Origin of the sequence: Vibrio cyclitrophicus (assembly GCF_024347435.1) — a bacterium.
In the GTDB taxonomy this organism is placed as follows: Bacteria; Pseudomonadota; Gammaproteobacteria; order Enterobacterales; family Vibrionaceae; genus Vibrio; species Vibrio cyclitrophicus.
In genome coordinates this window covers 3,293,748-3,305,878 of sequence record NZ_AP025480.1, presented here as the reverse complement: position 1 = coordinate 3,305,878, position 12,131 = coordinate 3,293,748, and the positions used below count along the sequence as shown (strand labels likewise).

Here is a 12,131-nt window from a genome sequence, read left to right as displayed (position 1 = left end):
AAAACTACAAAAATTGTTTTCATTTCTGAGCAATTGTTGTACATTAAATCTTGTAGGGTACAGAGGTAAGATGTTCTATCTTTCAGACCTTTTGTTTCACGTTATTGGATTAGGCTGATTCAGCCGCCCCAGTCAGTATTTGACTGGGGCGTTTTTTCTTGTGCGAAAGAAAATTTTTCCAACCTACGATTACTCCCGTAAATCCGCCCTTTTTAGTGTCTTTTCTTACGCTTTCTCAAGCACAGTGATAAACACCTGATTTGCCTTAGATCTGGAACTCGATCAGCATTTGGTAATTTAAATCCATCTCTAATTTGATTGTTTTATCATTTGAAATAACTTTTATTTTACAAATGGTCGGTAAAAGATAGGTAAGTCACGCCTTATTTATCAGTGTATTGAGCGGGTGAATGCTCAATGTACTCCATAATTTCTTGTTGTTTCTCAGTACTGTATTTTAGCGCTTCGGCGGTGATCTGGATGGATTGCGCCATAGAAGAGATATTGTGGGTCGCTTTTACCAAGGTTTGCTGCATGGGTTTTAGGATAAGTAGGTAGATAGCAGTCAACGCGATGACAATGACAGCGACCACAGCCACTAACGCAATGATGATCTTGGTCTGAATATCATCCAACAGCATTTGACTGGTATTTTTAAAGGCGAGTCGAGATTGGTTTAAGGCTTGTGGGAGTTGATTGAGTGATGTCTTGGTAGAGCTGGCGAGCTTATTAATGCTTTCGACGGTCTGATTCAATGCTTGCTGCTGATCTTCACTGAGGTTGGGGTTGTTGACGATCGCCTGCAAAGATTGCGATATCACCTCAAGAGATTCACTTGCCTCCTGAGTATACTTCTCCATGCCATCGAGATCTAAGGTCATATCAACATTGACCAGAGCGGTCTCGGTCTTGGTCTGTTCTGCTTCAGAGGCGAGCCCTGTTAATGAGACCAGCATAAGTGCAATGATGGCCAATGGTGTTTTCCACATGAGTACTCCTTTCTCATTGTTCTGTTTATTTCGGTGTGTCTTTTAGTATGGTTCACTTCTATTGGTTTAAGCGGATAAATGCGGTCTCTATCGCTAATAATTCAGGCCTAACTCACTAATTTTCTGGCAAAAAAATACCCCGCTTTTATAGTGCGAGGTATTGATAAGGCTAAATCACTGGTTGTCAGTGCTTTAATCCCTAACTATAGATAAATCTATAGTTAGGAGAACTACTCTGAATCGTTGTGCTCTTCGTCCGCTAGCTCATCAATGAGTTGGTCAGCGAAAGCTGGGGCAAACCACTCATCCATCTTGGCACGCAGTTGGTCAACGCCGATGCCTTTCATTGAAGAGAAAACATCAACCGCAACATCACCACCGAAAGATTTCGCATCGTTACGGATTTTTAGTAGCTGAGCTTTACGCGCACCACTTTTCAGTTTGTCTGCTTTTGTTAACAAAACCTGTACTGGGATGCGGCTATCGATAGCCCAGTAGATCATTTGTTGGTCAAGGTCTTTCATTGGGTGACGGATGTCCATCAATACCACTAAACCTTTCAGGCTTTCGCGACGTTGTAGGTATTCACCTAGCGACTTCTGCCACTTTTTCTTTAGTTCAAGCGGTACTTGAGCAAAGCCATATCCAGGTAAATCGACGATATGACAACCATCCGTTACCTTAAATAGGTTGATTAGCTGAGTTCGACCGGGTGTTTTACTGGTTTTCGCCAAGCTTTTTTGGTTTGTAACGCGATTTAGCGCGCTAGATTTACCAGCATTGGAGCGTCCTGCAAACGCAATTTCGATCCCTTCGTCTTCTGGTAAATGACGAATATCAGGTGCACTGGTAATGAAATGCGTGTTTTGATAATGAATTTTTACGCTCACTGTTAACTCCATCTCGACTTTGTGTAGTCGATTGATTACTTTTTTGTGAATTTGTGTAAAATAACCGTGCTCGGCATAAGGTCGCCTATTGTACCATGAGTGGCAACATAGAGTGGTACTGGAAGCTTGATAATTATAATGGAATGTCATGAAGAAATTAGCGCTAATTTTGAGTCTTTTAGCCAGCTGCTCAGTATGGGCTCAAGGTAGTATTGAAGCTGGTAAAGCCAAATCACAAACATGTGTTGCCTGCCACGGTGCTGACGGCAACAGTCTGATCACTCAGTACCCTAAACTGGCTGGTCAACATGAGAAGTACCTAGAGAAGCAGTTAAAAGAGCTTAAACTCGGTATGACGAGTGGTGGTAAACAAGGTCGTAATGAACCTGTAATGGGTGCGATGGCGATGTCTTTATCTGAAGAAGATATGGCTGACCTAGCGGCATACTACGCCTCTCTACCTATTTCTAGTAACTCAACTCCTGAAAATGTTGTGGATGAAGGTAAAGTTCTTTACACCGCAGGTAACGCAGAACGTGGCGTAACGGCGTGTATTGCTTGTCACGGTCCTCGTGGTAACGGTACTGAACTTTCTGGTTTCCCTAAAATTTCTGGCCAGCACGCAGATTACATCAAGGCTCAACTTGAGAAATTCCGCGATGGTAGCCGTAATAACGACATGAATGCGATGATGCGTGATGTAGCTAAAAAGTTAACAGACGCAGATATTGATACCTTATCGAAGTACGTTGGTGGTTTACACTAATATGTCGGTTTCTTGCTCTTAGCCAGAGTAAAGAAATGTACGTTCGAGCGAGATTCAAGATACGCCCCGATCAGAAATGGTTGGGGCGTTTTCTTTTGTATTACTATTATCTATGAGTGCTGTGTTCATATCTTATTTATCAATACGAGCTCAATTTGTGTACAAAAGTGTGAAGTCGCACTCTTGTAGTCTTTTTGTAACAAGGTAAAGTACCCGTCATCAGCTAGGAGCTGACTTAGATACGGATGGTCATCTAGTCTAACGGTATAGACAGAAACGGATCAGGCTAGGACAGCCCAGTAACAAGGTGTTAGAAAAGGATAGCCAAAACTCATCAGGACGATGAACAAAAAACAAATTTGGCATGGAAAGCACCAATAACAAATGGAGATTTGTGTACCAAGTTGAGTATGCAAATTTTGGCCGATATAGGCAGATTTAGAGAGCGATAGGTTTTCCTATCGCTTTTTTTATTGATTTGATGAAAAAACACCCAATACCTCTCCACTATAAACTCAGTTTCTGGTATGTTTCGCATCCCTGTTTAAGGATGTGCTATGTATACTTGTCCCTTATGCCATCACCAAGGCGTGAATCACTATTTTGAAGACAAACGCAGAGCTTATCTGCAGTGTCAGCAATGTGAACTGGTATTTGTTAAACCTGAACAAAGGTTAGAAGCAAAAGAAGAAAAAGCACACTATGATCTCCATGAGAACGATCCTAGTGATGCAGGCTATCGCCGTTTTTTATCTCGCATCGCAGATCCTCTAACAGACAAAATTTCATCTAACTCACACGGGTTGGATTTTGGTTGTGGCCCAGGCCCTACGCTATCTATTATGTTAGAAGAAGCCGGACACACCATGGAGTTGTACGATATCTATTACCACCCAGAACCCTCTGTGTTGGAAAAAACGTATGACTTTATGACTGCCACGGAGGTGATAGAGCATCTTTACCACCCAGACAAAGTGTGGCAGCAATGGTTGAATTTAGTTAAACCCAAGGGCTGGATTGGTCTTATGACTAAACTAGTAATAGACGTAGACGCGTTTGCTGGTTGGCACTACAAGAATGACCCGACACATGTCGTCTTCTTTAGTCGTCAAACATTCCAGTTTTTGGCAGAGCGGGATAAGCTCGAACTAGAATTTTTTGGAAATGATGTAATTTTACTGAGGAAAGTGCAGTAATGGGTCGTAGTAAGAAATCAAGAAAACCAGGAGCACTTGGCGCTCCGGAACCTATGGTTACTCGTAACCGTAGTGAATCTGATGTTGAAGGTCGTGAACGTAAGCGTGTTAAAAAGCGTAAAGGCCTTAAGTCTGGTAGCCGTCACTCAGATGGTAGCGAAGCAAAACAGCGCAAAGCTGCACTAGCTCGCGACCCTCGTTTAGGCAGCAAGAAAAAAATTCCGCTGATCGTTGAACCAGCGAAGAAGCCGACGAAACAAGAGCGCAAGCTATCTAACGAACAAGAGTTAGAGATGCTTGAGAATGATGCTCAACTGAATACACTATTAGATCGTATCGAAAATGGTGAAAACCTAGGTGCAGGTCTACAGAAGTTCGTTGATGAGAAACTTGATCGTATCGAACACCTAATGGGCCGCTTGGGTCTGCTAGAGCCAGAAGACGATGAAGAAGAGATTTTCGAAGAAGCACCTGTTGTTTCTAAGAAGAAAGCAAGCTCTGATGAAGACTTGTTATCTCAATTCGAAGACTTCGATTTAGACAGCTTTAAAGGTTAAGAGCCAATGAATGTAACCTTATTAGCAATTGCTGGCGGAATAATCATTCTCGGCTTGGGCTCTTATGCAGGTTACCTTCTACTTCAAGTGAAGAAGCAGACGGAGTTGCAAAAGCAGCATCAAGCACTTGCCATTGAAAAACGTAACGCAAAGATTTACGAGAACGTGAATACTTTGTGTCTAGCGGGTATTCAAGGGCAGTGTGATTTACCTGAGATCAGTATCCGAGTGTGTATCATTATGGATAATGTTCAGGGTGATGAGCGTGTCGATTTTGATTCTGAATATCCTGCTCTTTCTGAGCTGTACCATATCGTAAAAGACATGGCTCGCGGAGATGAAAGACAGGCACTGACCAAGAAAGAGCGCATGCAGCAGAATCTCACACGCCACAAGGCAGAGACTCGCTTGAATGATGCCGTCATCGAAGATTTGAAACGGTTGCAGGAGAAAATTAAACCTCTTAACAACCAAATCAATATTCAGATGATTTAGTCGCTAAGACTTTTAAAATTGAGGCTTGTTTAACATTTAGTTTTCAAAACGTGCTGTTTCAAGACGCGCTGTTTTTGAGATATACAGCTTTAAGACTCACGTCTTTAATACGCTTTGTCTTTAACAGATAATGTTAAATAAGCCTTCTTACCTTTTGCGTCTCGTTAATCCCGACGCTTTGTTAGTGATCAAGCTAGCAGTTCTGAGTTTTTGTCTAAAAAATTGATTTTGTCTTGAAACGACCTTACTGGTCGTGTGGCAAAATAACCCGTCTATATTTTAATGTATGTAAAATGATTTGAGAGACCTTAGGTTCTCGCGGATCTAAATTGGAATTACCGCTATGTCGAGCAAGCCAGTAACAACGAATCAGCAAATCGTTTGGGATCAAGAAATCTTAAACAAGTACAACTATTCGGGACCTCGTTACACTTCATACCCAACTGCGTTGGAGTTTCATGAAGCGTTTACCGTCGCTGATTACGACATGGCGTGTACGCAATACCCTGAGCGTCCACTCTCTCTTTACGTGCATATTCCGTTCTGTCACAAGCTTTGTTACTACTGCGGCTGTAACAAGGTCATTACCCGTCATTCGCACAAAGCGGATGAGTACCTAGATGTGATTGAACACGAAATTCGTCAACGCGCTTCTTTGCTGAATGGTCGCGAGGTGACTCAACTGCACTTCGGTGGCGGTACCCCGACATTCCTAACAAAAGTACAAATCACTCGTTTGATGATGATTCTGCGTGATGAGTTTAACTTCACGGCTGATGCTGAGATTAGTATCGAGGTTGACCCACGTGAGATTGAACTTGATGTACTCGACCACCTACGCCGCGAAGGTTTTAACCGCTTGAGTATTGGTGTTCAAGACTTCAATAAAGAAGTGCAAAAGCTGGTTAACCGTGAACAAGATGAAGAGTTCATTATTGCAATGGTTCAGCGTGCTAAAGAGCTAGGCTTCCGCTCTACTAATCTTGATTTGATCTACGGCCTGCCAAAGCAGACTCAAGCTTTGTTCGCGGAAACATTGAAGCAAGTGTTAGAAATGAAACCGGGTCGTTTATCGGTATTTAACTACGCACACATGCCGCAATTGTTTGCTGCGCAGCGTAAGATTAAAGACGAAGACCTACCAGAAGCTAAAGAGAAAATGGCTATCTTACAAGATACCATCGAAACGCTAACGGGTGCTGGTTACCAGTTCATCGGAATGGATCACTTTGCACTACCTGAAGACGAGCTAGCAGTAGCACAACGCGAAGGTATCTTGCATCGTAACTTCCAAGGCTACACGACCCAAGGTGAAGCTGACTTAATTGGTTTCGGTGTCTCTGCTATCTCTATGGTCGGTGATGCTTACGCTCAAAACCAAAAAGAGCTGAAGAAGTATTACGCTCAGGTGAATGACCTGCGTCATGCACTTTGGAAAGGTGTGGTATTAGACAGTGATGACCTAGTGCGTCGTGAGGTCATTAAACAGCTTATCTGTAACTTTAAGCTTGATAAAACCATGATCGAGTCTGAGTTTTCTGTAGACTTTAATGGTTACTTCAAAGAAGACTTAGGGCTACTGCAAACCTTCATCAATGATGAGTTGGTTGAAGTGGATGACAAAGAAATCCGCGTGACTTTGCGTGGCCGTTTGCTGATCCGTAACATCTGCATGTGTTTTGATAAATACCTACGTGCAAAGGCTCGCCAGCAGCAATTCTCTCGTGTGATTTAATTACACGTTCGAGAAACAAACATAAAAAATGCCAGCATCATGCTGGCATTTTTTTGTCTGTCTGTAAGTCAATTCTCTATCTACTTTACATCATGCTTTCTTTACTGCTTTGTCTTACGTTGCAGAGGTCGGTTGGCCATTGCTCAAAAGGAACCGGGCGACTGTATAAGAACCCCTGCGCCTGCGGGCATTTCAGCTGTTTGAGTAGATCCGCTTGTTGCTGAGTTTCTACACCTTCTGCGACTATGCTTACCTTGAAGCCCTTGGTGATATTAACGATTGCTGCAACGATAGAGCTGTCTAGGTTCTCCTTATCCAACTTGCTAACAAAGCTGCGATCGATTTTAAGGCAGTCAAATGGCAGCTTATGTAAGTACGCTAACGATGAATATCCTGTGCCAAAATCATCAATCGCAATGGAAACACCCAGTGCTTTTAAAGTCAGCATGTTGTCGATGATCATGGGGTCATTATCTACGATGCGCGATTCGGTGATCTCTAACGTAAGATTGTTAGCCGATAGCTTTGTCTCACTCAGTATGGATTGGACTCGATCAACAAAGCTACTTTCACTCAACTGGTCGACGGAGAGGTTAACGTGAATTGTGAAGTCTTTACCCCATTTTCCTGACGCGATCGCGATGGCGGTATCCCGACAAGATTTGTGCAGGATTTGCTGGCCGATGTCGTAAATAAGCCCAGTCTCTTCTGCAAGTGGGATGAAATCTAATGGTGAGGCGACGATACCATCGTCTGTTATCCAGCGTGCTAAGGCCTCCGCACCAATTGTTGAGCCAGATTCAAGGTCAATAATTGGCTGATAAAAAGGCTCGAACTGTTGCAGTTCGATGGCTTTGTTCATACGAGCGAGCATTTTAGTTCGGTGCCTAGAAGCTTTGCCCATCTCGGGGCTGTATACGCTGACACGAGTCTTATCTTGCTTTGCGTTGCTGAGTGCAATGCTGCTATTGCGTAGCCACAGCGTAATATCTTGCTCGTTAGAGACTCCTACGACTCCAATTGAAACATTAATGACAACATTTTCTGACTCCATAGCAAATGGAGACGCAAAGGTTTGAAGTAAGCGGTTGGTCAGTAATTGAATATCGTCATCTTGGGTGACATTAGGGGCATAGATTGCAAATTCGTCGCCACCAGTACGGGCTAATAGGTATTCACTAGGCAGTGTGCCTCTTAGGCGTGCTGCCGCGATGATAAGCAGTTGGTCACCATTGTAATGACCTAAGCTGTCATTAATGTCGCGAAAGCGATCAATACCCACTAAATACAGAGTGCCTTTTTCGATATCGCCATTTGTCTTAGCGGCCTCAATAAAGCCTTCACGGCTGTATAGTTTGGTTAGCGAGTCATAGGTAAGCTGAGCTTGTAATTGCTGGAATGAAGCTTTTAAATTGTTGGCCATCTCATTAAAGGCTTCTACCAACAGGCTGGTTTCGTAGATGTTATTGCCAGATTTTGGCATGCCGCTGTCCCAGTCGCCGTTCGCGAGACGTTTGGCGGCATCTGCTGTGGAGGTGATGGGTTGGGTAACTCGATTAAAGGCGATCAATCCTGCGATAATACCGATACAGCTGAGAAGCAGTCCAAGTAGCCAGCTATTTCTTTGGTTTTTAGGTAAATCACCAAGCAGGTTGGTTTCAGGGATCGACATACCAATAAACCAATTGATGCCGTGATCATCTTGATAAGGCGTGATCTGATTGAAGTATTGTTCACCATCAAGAGTAAATTTGAAACGTTGCACGCCCATATTTTCAATCAAATGAAATTGGTCAACGTAACTGGCGCTCTCTTTTATGATGGGGTTAGCACTTTCTGTTGCTAATAAGCGCTGACCTTTATGAGTTTTACCGGTTCCCCAAGAGACAACGCTGCCCCCACCAGAGTGCGCCACCAAGCGCTGCTGTTGGTCAATAATATAGACAGAGGCATCGGTTTCGGCTTTTAGGTTTCTTAAGAAGGCGTTGAAAGTGTTGATCTTGATGTCACTGACAATCACGGCTTTAAATTCGTTGTCGTCATAGATAGGTGCTAGGGCTGAAAGCGTGATCTCTTGGCGTTCATCAGCGTTGGCGTAAATGGGCGACCAAGAAGCTGTTTTTTGATTAACAACAGGCGTGTACCAAGGACGAATTCTCGGATCGTATCCCGAAATGACGGAGCGAATGTCTTCACTAATCGTGCTGCCGCGATAAATGACAAGTTGATCTTGGGTTCGGTCATCTTGCACCATCAAGGTATAACCATTGTTGGCTTCTTGACGAAAGCCAACGTAGTTACCGTCTTCAGAGCCAAAGCCGATCACATCCAGTTGAGGAACGGCCTGAAAATGCGTAGAGAACTTATAAAGAATATAGTCTTGAACTCTGCTGAGGTTCCCCGATTGATAAAGGTGGTGGTAACCGATGTTGTGGCTCAGCGAGAGGTTGGCGTGAAACGGTTTTTCTAAAAACTCAGAAAGACTTTTATGAACGTTGTCTGTGAGTGATGTTAGTTGTCGCGCACTAAGATCACTCACCATTTCTTTGTAGCTTTGCTTTTGAGTAAAAACCATTACGCTCATAGTGAATAGAAAAATCATCACGAATGGCAGAACCACAGCGGTTCTTAATGTAATTTTTGTTTTCAAAGACATCGTCGCTACAACTTTAGTGAATGGCATACCTTAATTGTACCGACACTACTCAAACCAAGCGACTCTTTTTTGGGTTAAAAAGTCGCTGCATCGAAAGTCATATCAGGTCAGTACAGTTCTTTGAGTTTACGGGTTAGGGTGTTTCTGCCCCAACCTAAAACCTTAGCTGCATCTTGTTTATGACCATTGGTATGGTTGAGTGCAGCCTCGAGCAGTATACGTTCAAACTCTGGTAGAGCGTAAGTGAGCAGCTCTTTTTCTCCTGAATCAAGCGCACATTTCGCCCAATTCGCGAGCAGTTGCTGCCAGTTATCCCCAGAACCTGAAGTGGTCACGACTTTTTCTTCCAACAATTCCGGTGGTAGATCGGAAGGCAGTATCTCGCTGCCGCTAGCCATCACCGTTAACCAACGACAAATATTCTCAAGCTGACGTACGTTACCAGGCCAATTCAGTTGGTTGAGCTTTAGAATCGTTTCTGGATGCAGTGTCTTCACTTCAACGCCTAACTCTTCTGCAGCTGAGGCTAAAAAGTGGTGAGTCAGCTTTTCAATGTCCTGTTTACGTTCGCGTAGTGCTGGAATATGAATTCGAATGACGTTAAGTCGATGGAAAAGGTCTTCACGAAACCCACCTTCATGAACTAATCGTTCGAGGTCTTGGTGGGTCGCTGCGACGATGCGAACATCGACCTTAACTGCAGAGTGACCACCTACGCGATAGAACTGACCATCAGAAAGTACACGCAATAGACGAGTTTGAATATCGAGTGGCATATCACCGATTTCATCAAGAAACAGCGTGCCGCCGTTAGCCTGCTCAAAACGTCCTTGGCGAACACTGTTAGCACCAGTAAACGCGCCTTTTTCGTGGCCAAATAGCTCTGATTCAATGAGATCTTTAGGAATAGCCGCCATATTAAGGGCGATAAATGGCTTTTTCGCTCTTGGGCTGTGTCGGTGCAAAGCATGCGCGACGAGCTCTTTACCCGTACCTGACTCACCGTTAATAAGAACCGAAATGGATGAACGAGATAAACGACCAATAGCGCGGAAAACTTCCTGCATCGCAGGTGCTTCACCAATGATTTCTGGCGCATTAGTGTCTTCAGTTACTTCGCTGGCTTGTTCGCGTTTCTGTTCATGGCTATGCGCAATCGCTCGCTCTACCAGAGTCAGTGTTTCATCGATATCAAACGGTTTAGGCAGATACTCAAAGGCCCCTTTTTGGTACGCATTGACTGCTGCATCTAAGTCTGAGTGCGCGGTCATAATAATGACGGGTAGATCAGGCGATCGCTGATGAACTTGATGTAACAATTCAATCCCGTCGATACCAGGCATTCTAATATCAGATACTAATACATCTGGCGTTTCGCGCTCAAGAGCAAGCAATACGCTCTCTGCGTCGGCAAATGTTTCGCACTTTATGTCCGCAGAAGACAGTGTTTTCTCTACTACCCATCGGATAGAGCTGTCGTCATCAACGACCCAAACGTATCCCTTACTCATAATTCAATTCCTTTACAGCCAATTCTATTGTGATAATCATTGTTGTTTTTATTTTTCGGTATTCTTTTTTGCCTTTAAAGCTCGGTTTTCCATTGGGATCTAGCTTCACTTATATCGGCAAGTAAATCGTGAATGTGGTATTTCCTGGCCAGCTTTCAACGTCAATTTTCCCATTGTGTTGATCGATCAGGTTTTGCGATATGGATAACCCTAATCCCGTGCCACCTTCTCGCCCGCTAACCATTGGGTAAAACAGTGTGTCTTTTAATTCATCAGGAATACCTGGGCCGTTATCGCTGATCTCAATACGAGCAGCGAGTTTGTGCCGTTGACCATGAATATTGGCTTGATGCACCGTTCTGGTGCGAATGGTGATTTTTCCTGATTCTTGGGTCTTTAAAATCTGTGCAGCATTGCTCACGATATTGAGCATGGCTTGTTCAACTTGGGCGGAATCCATCAAAATCGCGGGCAAGCTCGGGTCGTAATCTCTTTCGATAGCGAGTGTTGAACCTGATTCGAGTTCAACAAGTTGTCTTACTTTTTCGAGTATTTGATGGAGGTTCTCTTCCGATTTTGTTCCTGGCTTTTGTGGACCAAGAAGGCGGTCGACTAACGCTCTCAAGCGGTCGGCTTGCTCAATAATGATCTGCGTATACTCATTAAGGGACTGATCGGGCAGCATTTTTCCAAGCAGCTGCGCCGCGCCTCTTAATCCACCTAACGGGTTCTTAATTTCATGCGCTAACCCTCGCACCAGCAGCTTAGCCGCTTGTTGTTGCGCGTGCTGGTTTAGCTCTTGGCTGAGTCGTCTTTGTTGGTCTATCTTGCGCATCTCTACCAATAGCAAGGTCTCACGTTGCCAAGATATTGGGCTCACTGTCACTTCAAGCATTAATGGGCGGTTATCGACAACAAAGGTAACGTCACTGTCGGTAATGCTCTGGCCACTTTGCAGAGGTTGTGTCAGGAGGGCTAAATCGAGAGAGGCATGTTGGATGAGTTGACTCAATGGATGATCAACGATGCGTCTCGCACTTTGTGAAAAGAGTTGTTCAGCCGATGGGTTGGCGTATCGCACATACAGTTGCTCATCGAGCATCAATGTCGAGGTCACCATATTATCGAGAATGGCACTGGAAAGTTGATGTGTATCTATGCTGTCGCGTTTCGCTGATCGATTCACTATTTCGTCCTTGAACTGGTGTTTTCTCACTGCACCAATTTGGTGCGTAGCTAAGTTCAAGTATGGCGCATATCAATCAGAAGCTAAAGTTAATTCATTAAAGTTGCTGAAAGCTGTTGAGAACAGGTGAAAAGCTGAGGTAATTCCGTC

Annotated in this window: 11 protein-coding genes; 6 read left to right on the top strand and 5 right to left on the bottom strand. The window is 43.9% G+C overall.

The genetic code is table 11. The annotated features are described in order from the left end of the window. Nucleotides 1–70 precede the first annotated feature (70 nt). Entirely contained in the window at nucleotides 71–118 is a 48-nt protein-coding gene (locus OCW38_RS23100) for a hypothetical protein (RefSeq protein ID WP_438356636.1), read from the top strand. A gap of 265 nt (nucleotides 119–383) precedes the next feature. Here the strand turns inward: OCW38_RS23100 and OCW38_RS14515 are convergent, their stop codons facing one another. Both OCW38_RS14515 and yihA read right to left on the bottom strand, forming a co-directional pair. Further along, nucleotides 384–989 (bottom strand): GTP-binding protein, encoded by a 606-nt coding sequence (locus OCW38_RS14515; protein ID WP_261894669.1) that lies wholly within the window; start codon nucleotides 987–989, stop codon nucleotides 384–386. Nucleotides 990–1,219: 230 nt separating this feature from the next. Next, nucleotides 1,220–1,879: a ribosome biogenesis GTP-binding protein YihA/YsxC gene (yihA, locus tag OCW38_RS14510; protein WP_010433499.1), complete on the bottom strand. Its 660-nt coding sequence runs from the start codon at nucleotides 1,877–1,879 to the stop codon at nucleotides 1,220–1,222. A 148-nt stretch (nucleotides 1,880–2,027) separates the two neighbouring features. On the opposite strand from yihA, the gene OCW38_RS14505 reads away from it, so the two are divergent. From OCW38_RS14505 to hemN, 5 genes are all read left to right on the top strand, one after another. Continuing rightward, the gene (locus OCW38_RS14505; RefSeq protein WP_004735574.1) at nucleotides 2,028–2,645 is read left to right on the top strand and encodes a c-type cytochrome; all 618 of its coding nucleotides are present in this window, start codon (nucleotides 2,028–2,030) and stop codon (nucleotides 2,643–2,645) included. Between the two features lie 557 nt (nucleotides 2,646–3,202). Beyond that, nucleotides 3,203–3,841 carry a class I SAM-dependent methyltransferase gene (locus tag OCW38_RS14500; protein WP_010433503.1) on the top strand — a complete coding sequence of 213 codons (639 nt, stop codon included), beginning with the start codon at nucleotides 3,203–3,205 and terminating at the stop codon, nucleotides 3,839–3,841. Next, nucleotides 3,841–4,398 carry a Der GTPase-activating protein YihI gene (gene yihI / locus OCW38_RS14495; protein ID WP_010433507.1) on the top strand — a complete coding sequence of 186 codons (558 nt, stop codon included), beginning with the start codon at nucleotides 3,841–3,843 and terminating at the stop codon, nucleotides 4,396–4,398. The genes OCW38_RS14500 and yihI overlap by 1 nt, the downstream gene beginning before the upstream one ends. Nucleotides 4,399–4,404: 6 nt before the next feature. Then, on the top strand, nucleotides 4,405–4,893 hold the full coding sequence (locus OCW38_RS14490; RefSeq protein WP_010433509.1) for a DUF2489 domain-containing protein: 489 nt from the start codon (nucleotides 4,405–4,407) through the stop codon (nucleotides 4,891–4,893). A gap of 343 nt (nucleotides 4,894–5,236) precedes the next feature. After that, nucleotides 5,237–6,628, top strand: coding sequence for an oxygen-independent coproporphyrinogen III oxidase (gene hemN, locus OCW38_RS14485; RefSeq protein ID WP_010433511.1), 1,392 nt, complete (start codon nucleotides 5,237–5,239; stop codon nucleotides 6,626–6,628). 85 nt (nucleotides 6,629–6,713) lie between these two features. Here the strand turns inward: hemN and gepA are convergent, their stop codons facing one another. The 3 genes from gepA to glnL all read right to left on the bottom strand — a co-directional run bounded on the left by gepA (nucleotide 6,714) and on the right by glnL (nucleotide 11,981). Further along, entirely contained in the window at nucleotides 6,714–9,284 is a 2,571-nt protein-coding gene (gene gepA, locus OCW38_RS14480; RefSeq protein WP_016768257.1) for a phosphodiesterase GepA, read from the bottom strand. 107 nt (nucleotides 9,285–9,391) lie between these two features. Next, nucleotides 9,392–10,795: a nitrogen regulation protein NR(I) gene (glnG, locus tag OCW38_RS14475; protein ID WP_010433515.1), complete on the bottom strand. Its 1,404-nt coding sequence runs from the start codon at nucleotides 10,793–10,795 to the stop codon at nucleotides 9,392–9,394. A gap of 109 nt (nucleotides 10,796–10,904) precedes the next feature. Further along, nucleotides 10,905–11,981 (bottom strand): nitrogen regulation protein NR(II), encoded by a 1,077-nt coding sequence (gene glnL, locus OCW38_RS14470; protein ID WP_010433517.1) that lies wholly within the window; start codon nucleotides 11,979–11,981, stop codon nucleotides 10,905–10,907. Nucleotides 11,982–12,131: the final 150 nt, after the last annotated feature.